The organism is Campylobacter sp. RM16188 (assembly GCF_012978795.1).
GTDB lineage: Bacteria > Campylobacterota > Campylobacteria > Campylobacterales > Campylobacteraceae > Campylobacter_A > Campylobacter_A canis.
The window spans coordinates 37,310-60,195 of the sequence record NZ_LIWQ01000001.1 but is presented as its reverse complement, the minus strand read 5'-3'; the positions used below and the strand labels follow the sequence as shown (position 1 = coordinate 60,195).

Annotated in this window: 17 protein-coding genes and 1 pseudogene; 7 read left to right on the top strand and 11 right to left on the bottom strand. The window is 38.9% G+C overall.

Translation table 11 applies throughout. From position 1 onward, the window contains the following. Positions 1-55: 55 nt before the first annotated feature. The 4 genes from CDOM16188_RS00340 to ung all read right to left on the bottom strand — a co-directional run bounded on the left by CDOM16188_RS00340 (position 56) and on the right by ung (position 4,452). Complete coding sequence (locus CDOM16188_RS00340; RefSeq protein WP_172197164.1) at positions 56-2,176, bottom strand: TonB-dependent receptor; 2,121 nt, start codon at positions 2,174-2,176, stop codon at positions 56-58. Between the two features lie 205 nt (positions 2,177-2,381). Then, on the bottom strand, positions 2,382-2,894 hold the full coding sequence (locus CDOM16188_RS00335; RefSeq protein WP_172197161.1) for a pyridoxamine 5'-phosphate oxidase family protein: 513 nt from the start codon (positions 2,892-2,894) through the stop codon (positions 2,382-2,384). A gap of 8 nt (positions 2,895-2,902) precedes the next feature. Continuing rightward, the gene (locus tag CDOM16188_RS00330; RefSeq protein ID WP_172197158.1) at positions 2,903-3,745 is read right to left on the bottom strand and encodes an HAD family hydrolase; all 843 of its coding nucleotides are present in this window, start codon (positions 3,743-3,745) and stop codon (positions 2,903-2,905) included. An 11-nt stretch (positions 3,746-3,756) separates the two neighbouring features. Beyond that, positions 3,757-4,452 carry a uracil-DNA glycosylase gene (gene ung / locus CDOM16188_RS00325; RefSeq protein ID WP_172197155.1) on the bottom strand — a complete coding sequence of 232 codons (696 nt, stop codon included), beginning with the start codon at positions 4,450-4,452 and terminating at the stop codon, positions 3,757-3,759. A gap of 120 nt (positions 4,453-4,572) precedes the next feature. Here ung and CDOM16188_RS00320 point away from each other — a divergent pair, with 120 nt between their 5' ends. Then, positions 4,573-5,136, top strand: coding sequence for a YbaK/EbsC family protein (locus CDOM16188_RS00320; protein ID WP_172197152.1), 564 nt, complete (start codon positions 4,573-4,575; stop codon positions 5,134-5,136). Positions 5,137-5,231: 95 nt separating this feature from the next. Here the strand turns inward: CDOM16188_RS00320 and CDOM16188_RS00315 are convergent, their stop codons facing one another. Continuing rightward, entirely contained in the window at positions 5,232-8,585 is a 3,354-nt protein-coding gene (locus tag CDOM16188_RS00315; protein ID WP_172197149.1) for a DUF4214 domain-containing protein, read from the bottom strand. Positions 8,586-8,830: 245 nt separating this feature from the next. Here CDOM16188_RS00315 and CDOM16188_RS00310 point away from each other — a divergent pair, with 245 nt between their 5' ends. Both CDOM16188_RS00310 and CDOM16188_RS00305 read left to right on the top strand, forming a co-directional pair. Next, complete coding sequence (locus CDOM16188_RS00310; protein WP_172197146.1) at positions 8,831-9,976, top strand: iron-containing alcohol dehydrogenase; 1,146 nt, start codon at positions 8,831-8,833, stop codon at positions 9,974-9,976. 41 nt (positions 9,977-10,017) lie between these two features. Then, the gene (locus CDOM16188_RS00305; protein ID WP_172197143.1) at positions 10,018-10,572 is read left to right on the top strand and encodes a flavin reductase family protein; all 555 of its coding nucleotides are present in this window, start codon (positions 10,018-10,020) and stop codon (positions 10,570-10,572) included. On the opposite strand, the pseudogene CDOM16188_RS00300 reads toward CDOM16188_RS00305, so the two are convergent. The 3 genes and pseudogenes from CDOM16188_RS00300 to dnaG form a co-directional block, all read right to left on the bottom strand. After that, positions 10,573-11,472 (bottom strand): annotated as a pseudogene (locus tag CDOM16188_RS00300) (restriction endonuclease). A 36-nt stretch (positions 11,473-11,508) separates the two neighbouring features. Next, the gene (locus CDOM16188_RS00295) at positions 11,509-12,495 is read right to left on the bottom strand and encodes an argininosuccinate synthase domain-containing protein (RefSeq protein WP_172197141.1); all 987 of its coding nucleotides are present in this window, start codon (positions 12,493-12,495) and stop codon (positions 11,509-11,511) included. After that, on the bottom strand, positions 12,492-14,177 hold the full coding sequence (gene dnaG, locus CDOM16188_RS00290) for a DNA primase (RefSeq protein ID WP_172197139.1): 1,686 nt from the start codon (positions 14,175-14,177) through the stop codon (positions 12,492-12,494). The genes CDOM16188_RS00295 and dnaG overlap by 4 nt, the downstream gene beginning before the upstream one ends. Before the next feature lie 81 nt (positions 14,178-14,258). On the opposite strand from dnaG, the gene CDOM16188_RS00285 reads away from it, so the two are divergent. From CDOM16188_RS00285 to aroC, 4 genes are read left to right on the top strand one after another with little or no spacing between them, the layout of a single operon-like run. Further along, positions 14,259-15,377, top strand: coding sequence for a hypothetical protein (locus CDOM16188_RS00285; protein ID WP_253908101.1), 1,119 nt, complete (start codon positions 14,259-14,261; stop codon positions 15,375-15,377). After that, on the top strand, positions 15,355-15,804 hold the full coding sequence (rnhA, locus tag CDOM16188_RS00280) for a ribonuclease HI (RefSeq protein WP_172197137.1): 450 nt from the start codon (positions 15,355-15,357) through the stop codon (positions 15,802-15,804). Before CDOM16188_RS00285 ends, rnhA begins: the two co-directional genes overlap by 23 nt. After that, positions 15,792-16,469 carry a ribonuclease III gene (gene rnc, locus CDOM16188_RS00275; protein WP_172197135.1) on the top strand — a complete coding sequence of 226 codons (678 nt, stop codon included), beginning with the start codon at positions 15,792-15,794 and terminating at the stop codon, positions 16,467-16,469. The genes rnhA and rnc overlap by 13 nt, the downstream gene beginning before the upstream one ends. Further along, positions 16,466-17,533: a chorismate synthase gene (aroC, locus tag CDOM16188_RS00270; RefSeq protein WP_172197133.1), complete on the top strand. Its 1,068-nt coding sequence runs from the start codon at positions 16,466-16,468 to the stop codon at positions 17,531-17,533. The genes rnc and aroC overlap by 4 nt, the downstream gene beginning before the upstream one ends. A gap of 4 nt (positions 17,534-17,537) precedes the next feature. Here the strand turns inward: aroC and CDOM16188_RS00265 are convergent, their stop codons facing one another. The 3 genes from CDOM16188_RS00265 to purB all read right to left on the bottom strand — a co-directional run bounded on the left by CDOM16188_RS00265 (position 17,538) and on the right by purB (position 22,788). Next, entirely contained in the window at positions 17,538-18,908 is a 1,371-nt protein-coding gene (locus CDOM16188_RS00265) for a hypothetical protein (protein WP_172197131.1), read from the bottom strand. 58 nt (positions 18,909-18,966) lie between these two features. After that, positions 18,967-21,339 (bottom strand): ribonucleoside-diphosphate reductase subunit alpha, encoded by a 2,373-nt coding sequence (locus CDOM16188_RS00260; protein ID WP_172197129.1) that lies wholly within the window; start codon positions 21,337-21,339, stop codon positions 18,967-18,969. A 120-nt stretch (positions 21,340-21,459) separates the two neighbouring features. Further along, positions 21,460-22,788, bottom strand: a complete 1,329-nt coding sequence (gene purB, locus CDOM16188_RS00255; RefSeq protein WP_172197127.1) for an adenylosuccinate lyase — start codon at positions 22,786-22,788, stop codon at positions 21,460-21,462. Positions 22,789-22,886: the final 98 nt, after the last annotated feature.

The window sequence follows — 22,886 nt, the reverse complement described above, 5'->3', positions numbered from 1 at the left end:
GGTTTTAGGAGTCAAAAAGAGAATTTGAAGGCAAATTTATGCCTTCAAATTTGAGTTAAAATTTCTTTTCAAAGTCGATATAGAAATTTCTGCCTTTGCCGACCATGGTGGTAGTTTTTGTCTGAGAATGGTTAATGTATTTTTTATTAAAGATATTATTTACACCGAAATTGACTTTAAATCCTTCTCCAAAAATTTTGTTTTCAAAGTTCTTTGGCACCCAACTACCTTTAAAATCTATAATGGTAAATGAACTATCGACATACTCGTATGTTACGCCTCTTGCAATAAGTGATTTTTCATCTCTCTTCGGAGCAAAATAATATCTCATATTAACTCCGGTCGAAAGCCCCCAAGGAGAGTATAAGTAATTTCCGCCGATTACTAACTTATCGGTATATGCTCCGATTCTTTTGCCTGTTTTGTTATCTTTAAGCTTCATGTGATCATAAGCAAGATTAAAACCAAAATTTGAGATAGCATACTTCGCTTCGATCTCAAATCCGCTTCTTTTAGCTTCGTCAATATTATCGTATTTTGCATATCTTCTGCCAGGAGAATCAGGATCAAAAGGAGGATTTCCAAGATCCGGTCTAGGCTCTAAAGAGATCATATCTTTGATTTTTCCGTTATAGTAAGTCGCTTTAAAATAAAGTCTGTCGTCATTAAATAAATTCTCTTTATCTATAGAAAAGCCTAGCTCATACTCTTTTGCTATTTCAGGTTTTAAATTCGGATTTGGTATATACCAATAAGGTACGTTTATAGGACCTTGCGATGATGTTTCATGCGGGGTAGGACCTCTAAACGTTTCTGCGTAACCCGCTAATAAATTTATACCGCTAAACACCTCATAGGCAAGTCCTACTTTAGGAGAAAATCTACTCTCGCTATACTTAGGGCGATTATCTTTAGTAACGGCTCTTTCAAACCTATCATATCTACCGCCGATAGTAAATTCAAAATTGCCGACATTAAATATATCCTGAAGATAAAGTCCATAGTCTTTATATGAATTCGGATGAGAGTTTGACTCTCTTAAAACTCCGCTTGATAAATACGCGGAGTCCTCACGACGATGTTCATGCTCCGCACCTACAACAAGTCTATGCTCTAAACCGCCAGTATTGAAAAAGCTTTCATTTTTTAGATTTATGCCCCATCTTTTTTCGGTATTTATATAGTCAACTTTGCCCGATGTTCTGTCGTAAGATGCTTCCGTGTTATAATATTGAGCCGAAAAATTTATCCAAGGATTATTTATCGGCGCAAATTTATACACTGCACTATAATCACGCTGTTTTATCTTACCGATAGTCGAGTCATCATATCTATACAGTGACTGCCAGCCTGTAGCTAAATTTTCATGATAATTAAACACGCTTAAATCAAGCTCGTGTTCATCTGTTATATCCCATTCAACTTTACCAAAAACCGTATTTATACGCTCATCACCCGAAACAAATTTAACATTTTCGGTTCCGCCGTCAGCTAGTTTCATATTGCCGTGATCTGCATGTTTACCGTAAATCAAAAATCCTAAATTTTCTACAGGCTTAAGCGCAAGTGCGGCGCGGTTTGAGTTCATATGATTGCTCTCTTGGCGATGCCCGATCATAACACCGTAGTTTTTATCACCTATTATAAAATCATCTACGCTCTTTGTCTGCATACTTACGATACCGCCTATGGCACCGCTTCCATGAAGAACCGATGAAGCGCCTTTGACAACCTCAACTCGCTTTAACAGATCGTTATCCACGCGAAAGGTTGAAATCATATTTGAATAAAGCGATGCCGAGCGTTTAACGCCGTCTTGCTCTATTATAACCCTCTCTTCGCTTTGATAGCCAAAACCTCTGATAGCAAATTGCTGTCCGGCCTGTCTTCCAAAATCCCTGCCTGTATCTATGCCAGGAATTTCATTCATAGACTCTATCAAAGAGGGAGTTTTTGATAAATTATCTTGCGTTAGCACGCTGACTTGTCCCGTGTACTTAGCCACATCGGTTTCACTTCTGTTTGCGGTAACGGATACCATATCAAGCTGAGCCGTACCTGCCGTAGAATTTGTATCCATGTGTTTTACACGAATATTTTTTACATCCGCACCTTGAACTAAAGAAACAGAAGCACCCAAAAGCATGATAGCCGCTATCTTGCTAAATTTATGCATGTTTTATCCTTTTTTGATATAAATACTTAGATAGATAAATTAATAATCACTATTATATTTTGTTTAATCTTAGCACTTATTTTCTTAGACGTAAGTTAAATTTGAGCTATTAGTAAATAATATTTTAATAATATTGCAATAGTGATTTATTTTTACTGGTCGGTAGAGATAAATTTGTATGCGAATAAAAAATATATCTTAATTTTTACAAAATTTTAGCCTTGGCGCTTAGAGATTTTATTTTAAGCTCGTAAATATAAAGATGATTTAACCCGTGATACGCCGCGGTTTCAAACGCACTCATATATTCAGGCGTATATTTTTCACAAAGAAGCCGTAAAGCTTTGATTTTCTTAGTATCCTCAGCGACAAGATAAGCCTTAGTCTCGGCTATCGCGCTTTTGTATTCGGTAGTAAAGACTCTACTTGCAAGCCTAGCTCCATCATCCTTCATCGCCTCAAATTCAGCCTCGGTATGCTTTGGAACTTTATTATACGACACGCACACCATCTTAACATCTTTGCCGTCTTTAAAAAGCCTAGCCTTTGAGCCTGCAACCGCGCCGTGTATATAGACACTCATGCCTTCTCTTGCTATAGAGATAGGTATAGAAAATACTCCACCGCTCTCATCTACGCAGCTTATAACGGCATACTCGCTGTTATCGATTATCTCAAGTCCCTCTTCGTTGCATAAATTTCTATCTTTTCTGCGCATATTTATCCTTAAATTTTCTTATATTTTTCGATCTGCTGCAAGGCGTAAATGTGATCTAAAATTGATTTTAAAATTTTAAAAATTTTCTTATCCTCTCTATAATCCGCCTCGGCGGCATAGGTGGCTCTTTTATATTTTATAAGCTCTTCGGCTTTAAATTTAGCGTTTCTTTTGTTAGGCGGATAGACGGCTATAGAAAAGCCTCCTTGATAATTAACCATCTTCATAGCCGGTATATCCGTCTCTCCATCACCTATGTAAATCATCCTACTAAAAGGAATTTCTCTTTGCTCTTCGTCTACGTATTTGTTGATTAAAGAGTTATCCCATGCGTTATCAATGCCTTTATTTATCCTGAATAAAAACTGCGTCTTTGTCGTGTAGTTTATAGCCATCGCAGGCCAGATAGGTATATCGTGCTGATCGTAAAAATACGATGAAGCGTAGATGTATTTGAAATTTTTAGCTATAGAAGTGCCCTCTATCATCTCTTTGGTGCCTGAAGATATGATATAGTGCTCAAGCTCGATATTTTTGCTTTTTGCATACTCATTTATCTTGCCAAAATACTCTTCAGCTCCATTAAACAACACAACGCTTTCTCCGTGCGCCCTTATGCTGTTTTTGTCGTATTTAGCTTTATTTAGCGACGCTTTTGAGATCATAAGATACATGTAGGCTAAAATTTCGTCCATCTCGTTTGCTTTGGCTATCTGCTTTACCTCTTTCCAAAAGCTATCTTTGCTTGTGCCGATACTAGGCAAAAACGAGTTTTCCTGTATATTGCCTTGCGCTAACGTCCCGTCAAAATCATAAACTATCGCCGCTTTAATTTTATTTTGCTTAGCCATAAAAACCCTTTTTAATACTTATAATTATTCAAATCCCAATCAATCGCTCTCATGCCTTTACTAACAAGATAGTCGTTACACTTTGAAAAATGACGCGAACCAAAGAACGCGCCGCGCGCTAACGGACTTGGATGAGCGGCCGTTAGTACAAGGTGTTTGTTAGCATCTATAAGCGGCATTTTAGCCTTTGCGGGATTTCCCCAAAGCATAAATACTACATTTTCTTTTTTATCGCTAACGACTCTTATAGCAGCATCGGTAAATTCCTGCCAGCCAAAATTTGCATGCGAATTTGCTTGCCCTGCCCCAACCGTCAAAGTCGCATTAAGAAGCAACACTCCTTGCTTCGCCCAGTAAGTAAGATCACCGGAATTTGGCTCGCTAATCCCAAGATCATCGTAAATTTCTTTATAGATATTAACCAGACTCGGCGGCACTCGCACTCCGTTTGGCACGCTAAAACTAAGCCCCATAGCCTGACCTGCGCCATGATATGGATCTTGCCCGAGAATTACGACTTTCACTTTATCAAAAGGCGTTAAATTAAAAGCGTTAAATATAAGCGAATTTGGCGGATAGACCCTGCCTAATCTCAAAGCACTTATCAAATTTTGTTTTATCTGAGCGAAGTACGGACTTAAAAACTCCTCCTTAAGAGCCTCTTTCCAACCCGCTTCAATCTGAACGTTATTGATATCTATTTGCATACAACCCTCGTTTTAAGCTTTATCCGCTCTAGTTTTCTTAAAATCATAACCAAATTAAGCTAAAATTTCTAAACTCAAATTTAAAATTTAGCGTAAGTTTAAGATTAATAAAGGAAATTTATGTCAGAGCAAATTTTGAATAAAATCATCACTCTTTTAAACGAAAACAAAGCTGATTTTAGAGTCGTAAATCACGAGCCTGCAGCTACTTCAGAAGCTTCCGCTAAAGCACGCGGCACGCTCATAGGACAGGGAGCAAAGGCTCTTGTGTGCGTGATAAAAGGAGTTGTTAATCCACAAATTTCAACTACAAGTAAAGAAAGCTCTAAAGCGGATCAAGCATACCCAAGTAGTTCTCTTAAAAACACAAAACATTATGTTTTAGCAGTTCTTCCTGCGGATTATAAAGCAAATTTAGAGGCTATTACTTGCGAATTTGACGGTACTAAAACCTCTTTGGCAAGTCCTGCGGAAGTTAGCGAACTTACAGATTGCGTTATCGGCTCGGTTCCGCCCTTTAGTTTTCATGAAAGACTTGAGCTGATCGTTGATAGCAGGCTATTTAAAAGATTTGACGAGATAGCCTTTAATGCGGGCTTACTTGATCGCTCTATCATCTTAAGCACGAAAGACTATAAGCGAATAGTAAAGCCACGAATCGTGAATTTTGCCAGCAAAGAATAATTTATAGTTTTGGCTAGCAGATATATTAATTTCATACTGCTAGCCAAACTTAAAAGACAAGGAAATAATTCATCTTCGTCTTTTGCTATTTAATTTCATCCAACTATAATATTAGCATCCGTAAAATCAACTGCGCCGTTGCTAGAAGTTACAGTGCCCAATAAAGAGACATCATTACTATCAAATACCGCATCGTTATTTGCTGCAATTTTGTAAATTTGAGTTTTATCCGTTCCTTTTACTATTACTACTGCGGTTTTAGATGCTGGTGCACTCATATTAAATTTCTTTCCTGCCCCAAACAATTCCGTAAAATCATTTCCACCAAAGTCCTTTGCTTCCAAAACCTCATCAAGATGAATTTCATATACTTTGTTGTTTTCTATCTCTTTATTCGTAGTAGTAGCAGCCAAATTTAACTCTTTTGCCTTCATTTCTAATCCACTAAAATTTATTTTGTCTTTAGCTACATTAAATTCACTTATAGACAGATTTAAAACATCATTTGCAAGGATAAAAGTTTCATCGGCATTGCTTGCCTCTATATTACCCTTAACTTTTGAAATTTCAAATTTACCTTCTCCTTCAAGTTTTGCTTTAACTTGAGTAAACTCGTCTATGGTTATCTTGATTGTAGAGCCTTGTTTCATTGTAAATTTATCGACGTTTTTATGAATAGCAATTCTTTCATCGGAACTATCAATGTCAGTTATCTTTATTTTATCATCCTCGGATAAAATATCCAAAGCATAATTAACCTTTTCCGCAGTTAGCGTGATCTCCTTACCGTCGCTTGATTTGATAAGTTTGATATCCTCAAAAAGCAAATTAAGTCCCCCTAATTCATTTTTTACAAAATCTTCTATCTCGGCGGCGGTTGATTTTGTGATCTCCATACTCATTGATTGGATCTTATTGCTTAGACTCTCGGACAAATCTTTAGCATCTTGAATAGACATAGGTTCGATTTTTGATATAGCATATGGTGTTAATTTTAATGCATTTCCACTATTTGCTATACTTTTTAGTTGCTCTACCGTAAAAGGATTTTCGTTTATTAAAGATATTGTTTCTTCCTTGATCTTGGCGGATAAATTTTTTATATCGTCACTCAAAAATTCTTCCAGTTTAAGCGGAGAAATTTTTCCTATTGATTTATCTTTTAGTTTATCTTTATGCGGCACTAGAGATTTTATATCTTGATAGCCAATGTTTTCATCTGATTTTAACTCTATCGCCCCATCTTGAATCTTATTTCCAATACCTCTACTCAATATATCCAATAATTTGGAGTGAGTTATTTCAGTAACTTTTTTTATCATTTGATTTTGTCCAAACGTAAAAGTTACTTCTCCATCAATCACAAGCGAATCGTCTTCATTTACAAAGTTATATATATTACCGCTTAAGAATTTCTCTTTGGTCATAGTCTTCGCTTGTTCGAAGGTTATATTATCGTCTCCCTTATCATCTGTAAATTTAAAATAATCTTTCTTAGACTCGACTACGGATACTTTTTTTATTCCGCTGAATACATAAGTCTTATCTTCAGTGATAAGCCAATCGCTATCTTTTGAATTATTCAAAACATAATCAATATTATACTTATTCAAATCGGACTTATTTATCTTTTTTGCTGAGTCAAAACCATAAATATCGCCGTTTGAGAATTTAACTCGACCAACAAATACTCCTCCCGTACTATCAAACAAGTCGATAGGTTGCTCTCCCCGAGCATCTGCAAAGTATTTCCCAAGAGCGTCTTTATATAAAGAGTCATATATGGTTCTAAAAGCAATACCGCTGTTGTCATCCAACAAATTTGCAAATCCGTCTTTATCGCTTATCTTTTGCAATCCCTCTTTAAGAATATTTTCTTGCAAGATAAATTTACCGGCTACAGTTCCTTTAGCCGACTCACCCACTTTTATTTTTCCTAAATTTACATTTTTAAATTCTATTATAACATCATCGTCTCTCTTTCCCGAAACGTCTCCGTATATTATAATCAACAAAGAATCGCCTTTCATTACAAATGCTTTTTTATTTGCGGCATTAATATCAGGCTGATCGTTTCTAGTTATAGACTGAGTATTATCTATAAAATCTATTATATCTCCGGGTTTAGCATCTATAACAAAACCTCCTTTTTTAAGATTAGCATCGGCGGCTATTTGATACGTGGTAACTCCGTTTTTTACTACTTTATATATGTTTGAGACTTCGTCGCCATCTTTTATATTTGTGGCTTCTGCTCCATTTAAAGTCCCTTCTATAAGAGTCTTTCCATCATTTTTTGTCACGTATCCATCTTGAGAATTAAATATCGCACCACTAAAATCTCCCGCTTTTACACCGTTTTCTTGATCTTTTACTACAAATTTATCACGATTTGAAGTTATTACGGACAATACGTCTTCATCTTGGTCAAGTCCTTCTTTTGTCGAGTCGTTGGATGGATTTTTTATATTATAAATTTCCGCTTTTAAATTTTTATAGCCGTTTTTTAAAAATACTTGTTCGCCTCTTAATATTATCTTATCGCCAACTTGCAAATTAGCATCTGCATTATTGTTACCTTTAATATCTATAAAATAGTGTTTGCCGTCTTTTGTAACTCTAGCTGAAAATCCACCTGCTTTTTGTACTAAGCTAACTTCAACCTCTTTTACATCATCGTTATCGTTCGGATTGTTAGGCTTATCAGGTTTTGGCTTGTCAGGCTTTGGCTCATCAGGTTTTGACTTGTCAGGCTTTGGCAAAGGTGGAGTTGTATTATTTCCCAATTCTTTCCTTATCTCATCAGCACTTTTATGCAGGGTCTCTGTTAAAATTTTTATTTTATCGTTTAGTTCGGTTGATTTTTGAAGTTTAGCATTATCTATTTTTAAACTGTTTTTTTGACTGTTAATCGCATTTCTTATGTCTTCTTGTTTAGAAGACGAGCCAATAAGATTATTTATATCTATAAAAGGCTTAAGCTGCTCTTTTATATCTTTTCCTAAAGCAATATCGCCAATACTGTCTGCGACAGCATTTGAAGCTATTATCTTATTAACCAAAAGCTCATGAGCCGCTTTAGTAGCCGGGTCTTTATCCTGCGCGTATTTAGTATCAAGTGCCGCTTTTAAAAGCTCTGAAACTACAGCTCCTCTATCTAGACCTTTATTTAAAGCATCCACCCAAAAAGCCTTACCTTGAGCATCCGAATTAGCATCTTTGTTTAAAGTAGTCTTATATATGTGAGCTATAAAAGCCTCGTTCGAATTCATCGAATTTCCAAAGAAATCCTTAGATGCTTGTGTTTCAAGCATCTTTTGAGCTGTTGTTGCAAAATTCCAATTGTTAGCCTTTGCACTATCTTGCCAGTATTTATTACCGACACCTTCACTCGCTCTACCGAACAAGCTTACGTATAGAGCCGATACTTCTGATTGAGTTAAAGTCATTATATAATCCTTTTAAATTTATTTAAAAATCGTTAATTATACATAAAAATAAAAAAGAAGCAAAATTTTATTAATTTTTACTTTGATGCGATGTTATTATTTTAGTGTTAAATGAATATAAAATTTAACACTAAAACAGATTATTCAAGAAGAAGCCGAGCCTGCTTTTATACTTTTAATAAAATTTTTATTTGATTTTAGTTTTTTGTTATAATCAATCTACTTAATACCCAAAAGGAGTAAAAATGTATCATTTTAGCTTTTATAACCCAGTTAGGATAGAATTTGGTGAAGGCAAAGAGCAAAATATCGGCGCTTACATGAGAGAATTTGGTGCTAAAAAGGTGCTTTTGCTCTACGGAAGCGAGCGCATAAAGCGCACGGGGCTATTTGACGTAGTGGCAAAAAGCCTTAAGCAAGAGAGGATAGAATTTGCCGCACTTGGCGGAGTTAAGAGCAATCCCGTGCTAAGCAAAGTAAACGAAGCCATCAAGCTCGCAAGAGAATTTGGTGCAGATAGCGTGCTAGCTGTAGGAGGCGGCTCGGTGCTGGATTCGGCTAAGGCTATCGCGGCAGGAGCTTGTTATGAGGGCGATGTGTGGGACTTTTTCACAGGCAAAACTCCAAAAGCTGCCCTTAAAATCTTTGACATCATGACTTTGGCTGCGACTGCAAGCGAGATGAACAACGGCGCGATCGTGACAAAAGAAGAGACCAAACAAAAATACGCCATAAGCGGCGAGGTGCTTTTCCCAAAGGTTTCAGTCATCAACCCAAGGCTTCAAGCAACCGTCACAAGCGAGTATCTGGCCTACTCCGCAAGCGATGTGATCGCGCACTCCATCGAGGGGTATTTCACCGCTAGCATCCATCCGCAAATCATAAATTTGCAAGTTGAGGCCAACATCAAAACGATAATAAGAACGACAGAAATTTTGCTTGAAGATCCAAGCGATTACGACGCGAGAGCCGAGTTTGCCTGGGCTGCGACAATGGCACTAAATCACATGACTCGCGCAGGAACAAAAGGTATAAGCTTTCCAAATCACATGATAGAGCATGCCATGAGCGCGGTAACTGATTGTGCGCACGGAGCAGGGCTTTCGGTGGTGATGCCTGCTTGGATGAAGTGGTATAAGGATAAAAATTTGGCGCAGTTTGAGCGGTTTGGACGAGAAATCTTTGACGTAAATTCGGCAGACGAGGGCATAAGAGCGCTTAAAGCTTGGTTTGATAAGATAGGCACGCCAACTAGCCTTAAACAGCTAAACATAGATAAAAGCGCACTAGAAGAGATCCTTGATGTCGCCGCGCAAAATGCCGTAGCTTGGAGAATGGATAAAATTTACACTAGAAAAACGATAGAGGAAATTTTAAATTTGGCAAACTAACACTAACTAACAAGCCGTGTTAGCGCAAAACAGGAGCAAAAATGATAAAGAAAGTAGAGCCTGCGAAGGCATATAGGCTCGTAAATACCGGTCCAACCTGCCTGATAAGCGCCAAATTTGATGGCATAGAAAACGCGATGAGTGCGTCTTGGGTTTGCGCGCTGGATTATGACAAGATAAGTGTGGTGGTTGATTCTGGCGCATTTACTCGCTCACTTATAGAAAAAAGCGGATATTTTGCCGTTAGTATTCCATGCGTCAAACAGGCGAATTTGGTTATGAAGCTAGGCTCCATTTCAAGGCATCAAAACGCCGCTAAAATGCAAGATGTAAGGCTCTTTTATCAAAACAGCTTTGACGTGCCGTTAGTTAGCGACTGCATAGCTTGGTTAGTTTGTAAGGTGCTAACAAACAAGCAAAACCAGAGCGAATTTGACCTATTTATGGGCGATATCGTGGGAGCATGGGCTGACGAGCAAGTATTTAAGGATGGCAGGTGGAAATTTGACGAGTGCAAGGAGGAGTTAAGAAGCCTTCACTACGTAGTAGGCGGCGAATTTTACACGCTTGGCAAAAGGATAAACGTAAAGATTTAATCACTCCATAAACTCATCGAAAAAATCCTTATCGACTTCGCAAATTTCGATATTTTGCCTGACCTCAACGCCCACCTTATACTTTATCATCAATTCCGCAAGTCGCTCGCCGTCAATGAGAGCTATAGAGTGATCCTGCAAGTTTTTCGCATAATGCTCGGCATCTTTAGTAAATTTTGAAGTAGTGATGAAAACGCCCTTTTTCGTCTGCTTATCTAAAATAGCTCCTGCAAATTTATTAAGCTCGGGACGGGTGATGCTTCCTTACCAGCGCTTAGCCTGAATATAAATTTTAGAAATTCCAAGCTCATCTTCGTTTATTATCCCATCTATACCGCCATCGGCTCCATCTTTTGTGAGTGTGCCTTCGCCGTAACCCATCTTAACCAAAAGATTTTTTACCAAGTCTTCAAAGAATTTGGGACTTTTAGCGTTTATCTCATCTAAAATTTGAGTCTTTAGAAGCTCTTTGAGCGCGATATCGGCACTATTTATAGCTTCTATCGGAGTTATATCTTTGTAATTTTGTTCGTTTGTGGATAACGGCTTATTATGTTTACTACTTTTGGTTTTGCTATAAACCTCGTCATACCAAGAGCTAAATTTAGCCTCAGAGTTCTTATCGGAGCAAATTTTTACACCAAATTCTGTTATCTTAAAAGTTCCTCGTCCTATCTTACTGGCAGGTCTTTTATTTTTTGGCAAATTCATAACCTCTTGTATAGAGGCAAGATAGCTTAACGCCCAACTAGCCCTGCTTACGTATAAAAGCACTTTGCCGCTTGGTATTTTAAGCTCCTTTTCATCATAGCTAAGTTTAAAATATTTCGCCACGAATTCATAAATTTCTTTTCTATCGGCTTTGCTTTTAGTGCCAAGAAATCTAAGTATCGGCAGCATCATCTATTTATGACTTGGCACCATATAAATTCTCCTTTACGTTATAAACCACTCCTGAGCGGGGCTTTTATCCTCAAATGGTTTTGTGATGATAGTTTTTTCGCCGACTTTAGCGCTATACTCGCGCTCTTTATCCGCTCTTGTATAAGCAAGCGCAAGCCTCACGGCAAATTTAAGATCCTCCTCATCGGCATTTAAATTTACAAGACTAACCGCGCCCACGACGCTATCGTCAAATTTTATCTGCACAAATTTGGGATTTTCAAGTGTGAGCAGTTTTTCATTATCGCTTTCATCACGCCCGATAACCATCTTTGAGCCGTTTTTAAGCCGCAAATGCCGCCCTATCCTAAGAAGCTGCATATCTTTTAGGCTCATATCTTTATCAAATTTTAAAAAGTCTTTTATCTTGTTTGCAAAGCCTTCAACCGTGAGCAAGCACCCACCCGCAGGGCTTTCAAAATCCACAAAACCGAATTTCTTAGCAAGTGCTATCTGAGGTTTTCTATCTCTTCCGCTAAGTCCAAGCAGACGCTCTCTATCCACCCAGCCTTCGCGCTCGGGTTTGGTTGGCTTCATAAGAAGTGCCGACATCGGACGCAAGATAAGATCGTCTTCATCTCTAGCCAAGGTCTTTACATGCACCATCGCATCGCGCCTTTGGCTCATCGGGCGCTGCCCAAGAACCTCGCCCGTAGCGATAAAGCTCGCACCCTCATCCTCCATCATACTAAGAGCCGTCTTAAACATATACGCGTGACAATCAATACAGGGATTAAAATGCTTGCCATAGCCAAATTTCGGGTTAAAAAGCACATTTTGCAAATATTCGCTTCTGATATCGACTATCTTTAACTCCGCTCCCGCCATCGCCGCACGCTTTTTAAGCACCTCAAATTTACTCTCGCCCGCGCCAAATCCTATATCAATATGAATAGCAAGCACATCTACGCCTTGCTCCTTTAAAAGCCTGATAGCAAGCATACTATCAAGCCCACCGCTAAATAAAACTAACGATTTCACTTTTTAAATTTTTCCTCCAAATCTTCTAATACTTTTCTTATTTTTTTTAAAGTGATCTCTTTTTTTTCATAAGGTATATTTGAAGCCAAACAATTAGCCCGCATATCTTTGTAATAATCAATTTTAAGCCTATAAATAGCTTTTAGTACTGTCGCTTCATCTTGTAAAACATCAACGTTAAATAGCAAAATTTCGCGTAAAATAGGCTCATCCTCATCCGATCTTCGCAATACCGCATCAAATATATCACCGTATCTCAAAAAATACTCTCGCCTTACTAAATCTAAAACCATATCGCTTAAATTCTGATTTTCTAAAATTGTCTTAATAAGCTGAATTTCTACGCTTGAACGAAGCGGAATTTTCATGCCGTTTGTTTGATATGCAATTTGATATTCCTGCTGAGAAACGAAATCTTGAGAGTTAAGATTTTGCCTTGTAACACCGCTTAAACGAAAGGAATTCATATCTATCTTAAGCAAATTTGCCACAAGCGGCGCATAAGAATTTGCGATTATCGGCTTTAAACTCATCGTAAATTCACGCACCTCTTCAAGAGCCTTTTGCTTTTGTATCGGGCGGGTTAGGTCAAATTTGGCCACTAAATTTCTTATATAAAACTCTCCGATCTCAACTCCGCTTTCAAACATATCGCCAAGCTCTTTTATCTTGCCTGCTACGACCATATCGGCAGGATCGGCTCCGCCTTCAAGGATAACGACACTTCCGTCTATCTCGTTTTGCGCAAGCAAGTGAGCAGATTTAACCGCTGCGTTTATGCCCGCACTATCACCGTCAAAGCAAAGCACCACGCTTAGCTCGCCTCGTTTTAAAAGCGGCAAGTGCTTTTGCGTAAGAGCCGTTCCAAGCACTGCTACGGCGTTCGTAAATCCAGCATGATGAAGCATAATCACGTCAAGATAGCCTTCGGTGATGATGATTTGATTTTTGGTGTGAATGTCGCGTTTTGCCAAGTGGTAACCGTAAAAAAGCGTTGATTTATCAAAAATTTCACTCTGAGGCGAATTTACGTATTTAGCCTGATGTCCCGAAAGCGTGCGTCCGCCAAAGCCAACAAGCTTGCCCGTGTGCGTGTAGATCGGAAAAGTGATACGCTGGATAAAACTTGCGTAAATTCCGCTTTCGTTTTGCTTGACGATGCCTGCTTCAAGCGCTTCGTTTGGCAAAATTTGCTCGTTTTCAAGCAGTCTTATCGTCTGAATGCTATCAGGTGCAAACCCAAGTTCAAATTTCTCACAAAGCGCATCCGTAACACCCCGCGAGTATAGATACTCTATCGCCGCAGGAGTCTTATAAAGCAAACTGCGATAGTAGGCGTTTGCTTTTTCAAGGACGTGTTTATTTTCTTTCACATTTTCACGCTCGTTTTTTACGTAATTAAGCGTGAAATTTGAAAGCATTGCGATCTTTTCGATAGCTTCCGGATATGTAAGCTTCTCGTAATCCATCACGAATTTTATGACGTCTCCGCCCGCCTTGCACGAAAAGCAGTGAAATATCCCGCGGCTTGGGCTCACGCTCATGCTCGGGTTTTTATCGTCGTGAAACGGACATACGCAGACGTAGTTTGAGCCTGATTTCTTAAGCGGGATATAGTGCCCTACGATGTCGATTATATCGGCTTGTTCTTTGAGTTTTTCAATGGATTTTGGATCTATCATAAGCGAGATTATACAATCACTTGTTTGATTTCACACTGAACCGCTACCTAAAAGCCATGCGGGCAATCTTTGCTAAAATTTATGAAGCTAAACTGGGCACCAAAGACAAGCGGGAATAAAACCAAACGACATTTTTGCTATAATAAGCTTAAAAATTTAGCGTTGGAATTTACATTGGATATATTTTTTATAGAGTTTAGAGATCCGATTTTCGGGCTTGTCGTGTTTGTTTCGCTTGTCCTTATGATAGCCGTTTTAAGCTACATCTGGGGTGTTTTTAGAAACAAAGACGAAAAGCAGGAGCTGGAGAAATTTTTAAAGAAATTTGACAAAACCGAAGGGCTTAGCAGCGAGCATAAAGATATGCTTGTCAAATTTGAAGTAGATAGTGCCTCTCTTTGTTTTCTAGCAAACACGTTTGCAAAGAGCGGTTACTTCGAAAAGGCGATAAACATCTACTCGATCGCACTTAGCAAAGCAAAGAGCAAAAGCGAAAAAGAGCCTATTTTTACGGATTTGGGGCAGGTATTTTTCAAAGCGGGTTTTTTGCAAAAAGCTAGAGATATATTTTTAGAAGCGTTAAAGCTATCTCCGCGCAACCAAACCGCGCTTAAATTTCTAACAGTCGTTTATGAAAAATTAAAAGAGTATGACGAAGCGCTAAACGCTCTTGATGCGCTTGAAGAGCTTGGACTTGACGTCAAATCCCAAAAAGCCTATATCGATATCATGAAAATTTTGATAGATAGGCAGATGAGTCTGGAAGAAAAAACCGATAAAATTTTAAAGCTTAAAGACAAATTTACTCTTGCCAATCGCATGGCTCTTGAAAACTGGCTGCAAAAAGGAGCGGATATCGTAAATTTCCCTGATTTTCCGCCATTAAAAGACGTTTTTGATATCATCTACAGACAAGAGCGGGCGGTAAATTTAAGCGATGAAGAGTATAAATCGCTATTTTACGCTAAAAATTTAAGCGACGAGCCGGCAAAAGAGCTTGGATTTGAGCTTGAAGTGATGACGAATTTAAAAAAAGCGGGCTTTAACAAAGCCGATCTTAGCTTTAATTACATCTGTAAAAATTGCAAAAACTCCTTTCCGCTTCATTTTTACCGCTGTCCGATCTGTCACGAGCTAGGAAGCGCTCAAATTTTGCCTCATATCACGGAAAAATCCAATGAAAACAGTATGCCTTTTTAGCGACGGCTCATGCCTTAATAACCCGGGCGCAGGTGGTTGGGCATATATCCTAGAATACGGCAAACACATAAAAGAAGCAAGCGGAGCCGAAGCCATGACAACTAACAATCAAATGGAGCTTAGGGCTGTTATCGAAGGTCTAAAAGCTCTAAAAGAGCCTTGCGTCGTTAAGCTTTACACCGATAGCTCATACGTGGCAAACGCGATAAACGAGTGGCTTGAAGGCTGGGTAAAAAAGGCATTTAAAAACGTAAAAAACGTCCCGATGTGGCAAGAGTTTTTAGAAATTTCAAAACCTCACGACATCCGTGCCACACGGGTTAAAGCTCACAACGGACATCCGCAAAATGAGCGTTGCGACACGCTAGCAAGGCAGGCGGCAACTAAGATAAAAGATGAAGGCAACCTACAAAAATGCAAAATTTAAAAACACTCGAAGAAAAGCTGGGATACAAATTTAAAGAGATAAATAACCTAAAAAACGCGCTTACGCACAAAAGCTGTAAAAAAGGCAAAAACAACGAACGGCTTGAATTTTTAGGCGATGCGGTGATGGATCTGGTGATAGCTGATTACTTATTTCGCAAATTTAAAAACACCGACGAAGGCGATATGAGCAAGCTTCGCGCCGCACTTGTCAATGAAAAAAGCTTTGCAAATTTGGCAAGCTATCTGAATTTAGGCGAGCATATATTTATATCCGCAGCCGAAGAAAACAACGGCGGACGCGAGAAAATTTCGATACTATCAGACGCTTTTGAGGCGGTTATGGGAGCTATTTACATAGAAAGCGGTTTTGAGAAGGTTAATAGCGTAGCCATAAGGCTCTTTGAGATATGCTATCCTGATATCGATCTTAAAAATTTGACCAAGGATTATAAAACGACTTTGCAAGAAATCACTCAAGCCAAGCTTGGCGTAACACCCGAATACAAGCTCGTGCGCTCATTTGGACCTGATCACAAGAAGGAATTTGAGATCGCGCTTTTGCTAAAAGAAGTTGAAATTTCTCGAGCCATCGGCAAAAGCAAAAAAGAAGCCCAGCAGCTAGCCGCCAAAACGGCGATAGAAAAGATCAAGGACAAATCATGAATTCATTCGGACGAAAGCTTATTTTAACAACCTTCGGCGAGAGTCACGGAGCGGCAATCGGCGGCGTGCTTGACGGATTTCCTGCGGGAGTTAAGATAGATGAGGAGTTCTTACAAAGCGAGCTTGATAAGCGAAAGCCGGGGCAGTCGAAATTCGCCACCGCAAGAAAAGAAGGCGACAAAATCGAAATTTTAAGCGGGATTTTTGAAGGCGTTAGCACAGGCACGCCGATCGGATTTGTCATCTACAACGAAAATCAAAAATCAAAAGATTATGAGAATTTGCGTGAAATTTTTCGCCCGGGACATGCTGATTATACATACTTTAAAAAATACGCAATTCGCGACCACAGAGGCGGCGGACGAAGCTCTGCAAGAGAAACTGCCGTGCGAGTGGCGGGCGGGGCGTTTGCTCAAATTTTATTAAATGAATTTGGCGTGAAAGTAGAGAGCGGTGTAAGCGGAGTGGGGCTTATAAAGGCTGAGAAATTTAACTTTGAAGCAGCTAAAAGCTCTGAAATTTTTGCCCTTGATAAAGAAAATTTGATGATGGATGAGATTTTAAAAACTAAACAAGCTCACGACAGCGTGGGGGCTAGCGTCATAACGAGAATTTTAAACGCTCCTGCCGGGCTTGGCGAAGGGTTATACGACAAGCTTGACGCAAGACTTGCTGCTGCGATGATGAGCATAAACGGAGTAAAAGCAGTAGAAATCGGCGAGGGCGTAAAAGCAAGCGCAATGCTAGGAAGCGAGAATAACGACTGCATGAATAAAGCGGGCTTTCTCTCAAATCACGCAGGCGGAATACTTGGAGGCATGAGCACGGGGGCTGAAATTTTAATAACTACGCATTTTAAGCCGACTCCTTCGATATTTCTTGCTCAACAAACACAAAATATCCACGGCGAAAATGCAATCTGCGAGCTTCGCGGTAGACACGATCCGTGTATCGGTATCCGTGGAAGCGTCGTTGCAACCGCGATGGCAAGGCTTGTGATAGCTGATTTTATGCTTTTAAATTTGAGTGCGAATTTGGGAAATCTAAAGAAAATTTACAGATAAAGTATTATTTTTTATCGTTTTCTATTTGTAAAAAATATTTTTTTATTAAGTCAAATATTGGCGAGCTCTCATCTGTTTTTATATTTATTACATCACTCGGATTTTTTGCAATTATTTCAAGAGTTTTGCCCATTAAAGATTGTAACAATTCTTTGCTTTTATCATCTAGTTCCAGTTTATCAATTTGTGTTTTATAGCTTTCATATGAACTAGCTATTGCTACTTTGTGAGCATATTCCTGTTCTAGCCTTGCCGCTTCCGTCCTTCTTTTCATAGCAAAAATAGCTATCCATATTAATGGTAAATAAATAGGCATTTTATACAACATAGATAAAATTAATTTTTCAAAAGTCATATCATCTGTAGCTTTAAAAGCACATAATCCTATAAATAACATTAAGATAATACATAGCATGGTAATCCAAGTCCATAGTATTTTAGGACATTTAAAAGATTTTCTTTCTGTTTCATAAGACGAAGCTAGACTAGCGTTTGTTCCAATATGATAAAGCTCTTCAAATTTATCTTTAAATTCTTCATAGAGATTTATCATATTTTGTAAATTTTTATTGACACTCTCATCTATTCCGTTTTTAAAGATTTCTTCTCCGTTTTCATCAACTACTTTTTGTCCAAAAATTTTAGTATAAAATTTACCAAGTTCTTTTAATTTGTCATCTATTTTTTCATTTGCCTCCGTTGCTTCGGTAAGCTTTTTAGTTATTTCATCATTGGATACTATTACACCTTCAAGTATCTTTTGTGTTCCTTTTTGTATATCCAAAATTTTATTGTAAATAGATTGATTATTTTCTTTATCTAGCTCATCGTATATACTAGAAATTGCTGCATGTTTGTCGTCTATGTCATTTTTTACCTGATCTATTTGGTATTTTATACTGCTTTCGCTTTCTAGCAGTTCTTGTTTGTATTGTTTTATTTGCTCAATATTATTCTTTGTTTCCGGAAAATTTATTTCATTAAGTGAATTTTCAATCGTATTGGAATACGCGGTAATCATATCGCTTATATCTTGACTTGAAAATTTAATAAATTTAATCGGAGTATATTGATTTATTTTTTGTAACAAACTATCAATATTGTTGTTTATTGAAACCATATCGTACACTGAATCAATATATGATAAAATTGTTCCTAGCATGGAATTTATTTCATCTATAAAGTTTGCAGTAGTTAAATCCGGATCTATTATCTTTATGCATTTAGAAACAAACTCAATTGCTTTTCTTGCTCTAGCAACTTCTATTTTAGTATTATCACTTGCATTTTCTAATGGATACTTCTCATTAAGGGCATTTTTTATTTGTTCGATATATTGTTTAGATTGTTCAATTCCTTCAGACCATCTCGACATAACCCCAGCTCCAATATAAAATTTATATGTTTTGCAGACTTTCTATAAGTCCGCAAGTTTACTGGCACCCCTCACACTCAATAGAGCGATCGGCTACATTATTTACTTTGTTGCTATCAGGGCTTTCGGAGCGTAGATAGTAGGTTGATTTAAGTCCAAGTTCCCAAGCAAGTGTGTAAATTTCGTTCAGATAGCCGCCACTTGCCTTATCAAGGCTCATGAAGATATTTAGGCTTTGTCCTTGATCTATCCACTTTTGGCGGATAGCACCGGCTTTTACCAAGACTCTTTGATCAAGCTCATATGCAGGCGTGTAAAACTGCCACGTATCAGGGCTTAGATCAGGCACGACAGTCGGTATCATACCGCTTAAATTCTGCTCAAACCACTTGCGTTTATACACAGGCTCAATCGTCTGTGTGGTGCCCACAAGGATAGATATCGAGCTAGTCGGCGCGATAGCCATTAAGTAGCCGTTTCTCATGCCATCGGTTTTAACCTTCTGCCTCAACCAATCCCAATCGCAAGTATCCTCATCAAACAGCCCTCCGCGATTTACGAGAGCTTTTGCATTTTCGTTTGCTACATCTATAGGGAAGATTCCTTTGCTCCATTTTGAGCCTTCAAAAGTCGGGTATTTACCCTTTTCAACGGCTAAATTTGAGCTTGAGTAGATAGCTTGGTAGCTGATATTTTCCATTATGCTATCTATCAAGGCTAAGTGGTCGTAGCTGCCCCATTTGATGCCTTTAAGCGCGAGCATTTGCGCTTCGCCCATCACGCCAAGTCCGATCGAGCGAGAGGATAAATTCGTATGTTTTACTTTTTTGTGCGGATAGAAATTTAGATCGATTACATTATCAAGCATTCTAACGGCGATCGGCACTACTCGCTTGATATCCTCTTTGGAATTTATCTTGCTTAAATTTATGCTTGCCAGGTTACAAACCGCTGTTTTACCCTCTACGTTTTCTTTCTCAACGATGAAAATTTGCTTTTTGTCTATGCTGTCAAGCGCGCTTAGCTTCTTAGCCTTTTTCGTTATGCCACTATCAATAGTAACGTCATCTTCCTCATCAAACACCATCTCTTCGCCATTATCAAAAGTTATTTTGATCTTGTAATAATTCGGCTCGGTATTTTGGAAAATTTCGGTGCATAAATTTGAGCTTCTGATAAGCCCGTCGTGATCGTTTGGATTGGCTCTGTTTGCATTATCCTTAAAGCACAAAAACGGCATGCCCGTCTCAAAGTAACTGGTTAGAATTTTCTTCCAAAGCTCTTTGGCTAAAATAGTGTTTTTCTGGATACTTTCGTCATTTTCATATTCCACATAACGCTTTTCAAATTCTTCGCCATACAGGTCGCACAGATCACTAACTTGCGCAGGGTCAAATAGCGTCCAGCGATCATTTGACTTAAGTCGCTTCATAAAGAGATCATTTATCCACAGCGACGGGAATAACTCGTGCGCCCTGCGTCTTTCTTCGCCCGAATTTTTGCGAAGGTCTAAGAAATCCCCGACATCCATATGCCAAGGCTCGACATATACGGCTATAGCCCCCTTTCTCGTGCCAAGCTGATCGACCGCTACGGCTATGTCGTTAGTTACTTTTAGAAAAGGTATAATTCCTCCTGCGGCGTTTTTATGTCCGTCGATACTGCCGCCCATAGCGCGTACCTTGCACCAATCCCAGCCGATACCGCCTCCAAATTTGCTTAAAAGCGCCATCTCTTTGTAACTATCAAAAATCCCTTCGATATTATCAGGTGTGCTTCCGATATAACAGCTACTTAGCTGGTGGCGAGTTGTGCGGGCATTTGAAAGAGTAGGAGTTGCAAGCATGACTTCAAATTTGCTGATAAGGTCGTAAAATTTCTTAGCCCAACCCTGAGAATCAAGCTCATTTTGCGCTAAAAACATCGCAATAGCCATAAACATCTGCTGCGGAAGCTCGATAGGCATACCCTTGCTATCCTTAATCAAATAGCGATCATAAAGCGTCTTTATGCCAAGATAGGCAAACTGCAAGTCGCGCTCAGGCCTAATGTAGGCGTTTAGATCGTCCAAATCGTATTTTTCTTTAAGTCCGGGGATAATGCGCCCTGCTTTCTCGCCCTTTTCAAAGTATTCGCGCAGATGATTGTAGCCGTTATAACCCGTAACCTTATGATAAAGATCGTATAAAAACAGACGCGCCGCGACAAAAGTCCAGTTAGGACGGTCTATATCTATCTTGTCCACGGCGGTCTTGATGAGTGTTTGCTGGATCTCTTCGGTCGTTATCATGTCACGAAACTGAATCTTCGCATCAACCTCAAGCTCGCTTAAATTTACATTTTCCAGCCCTTCAACCGCGGCACCTGTGTATTTTTTGATCTTACTTATATCAAGCTCTTCAGCTCTTCCGTTACGTTTTATGACTTTCACTTACTTCCTTATCTTTTTGTTCTGTTTGTTATTAAATTTAAGTTATTCATCCGCAAGCGGTTTAATTAAAATAAAAAAGCTCAAACCAGACATTAAGTCCAGTTTGAGCCGCTAAAATTATTATTTAAACACTCTTGCAAAAATTTTATCAACATTTTTCGTATAGTAGCTATACTCAAAACAAGCCTTTATCTCATCCTCGCTAAGCGCTTTATTTAAATCCTCGTCATTTAGCAAATTCTGCAGATACAAGCTCTCACCTTTTTCATTTATCGCAGGCTTGTTTTGCTGCAAATCAGCCCAAACTTTCATCGCGTTTCTTTGCACGATTTTATAGGCATCTTCGCGTGAAATTCCGCGCTTTGGAAGCTCTAAAAGCACGCGCTGAGAAAAGACAAGCCCACCCGTTAGATTTAAATTTTTCATCATATTTTCAGGATAAACGACTAAATTTTCTATCAAATTTGTAAGGCGAACCAGCATAAAATCAGCCGTTATAAATGCATCAGGCAGTACAAATCTCTCAACAGAGCTGTGGCTGATATCGCGCTCGTGCCAAAGCGCTACGTTTTCAAGCATAGGCATAATGTAGCCTCTAAGAACCCGGCAAAGACCGGTGATATTTTCGCTTAGAACCGGATTTCGCTTGTGCGGCATCGCGCTTGAGCCTTTTTGTCCGGCGCTGAAATACTCCTCGCACTCATAAACTTCCGTGCGCTGATAGTGGCGAACGGCTACGGCTATCTTTTCGCAGCTTGAAGCAAGGATTGCGATGGCGTTTATAACGTGAGCATAGCGGTCGCGCTGGATAACTTGATTGCTTGCCGGCGCGCAGCTTAATCCAAGCTCGGCGCAAGTAAATTCTTCAAGCTCAAGCGGAGCGTGAGCGAAATTTCCCATTGCGCCTGAAATTTTACCGTAGCTTATGACCTCTTTTGCATTTTTTATAAGTTCAAGACCTCTTTTTATCTCGTCATACCAGATCGCAAGCACAAGCCCGAATGTGATCGGCTCGCCGTGAATTCCATGACTTCTGCCAACCATTAATGTATGTTTATGCTCATAAGCGCGTTTTTTGATGGCACTCATCAAATTCTCAACATCTTTTATGATAAGCTCTAGGCTATCTCTTACCTGCAAAGCAACAGCCGTATCGATACAATCGCTACTTGTCATGCCATAATGCACAAAACGACTCTCATCTCCCAAACTCTCGCTAATACTAGTTAAAAATGCTATAACGTCATGCTTCGTGGTCTTTTCTATCTCGTCTATTCTGGCAATGTCAAATTTTGCGTTTTTAGCTATCTTTTCACAATCCTCATCGCTTATAAACCCAAGCTTGTTCCAAGCCTTGACCGCCGCTATCTCAACCTTTAGCCAAGCGTCATACTTAGCCTGCATACTCCACTTATCAGCCATCTCTTTGCGAGAGTATCGTTCTACCATAATTAGCCTTTTATGAATATTTTTGTATAATTTTTTAAGAAAAAAATTATACAAAAACTGCCCTGAAAGACGGGTTATAAACGGCTAAATTTGAACTT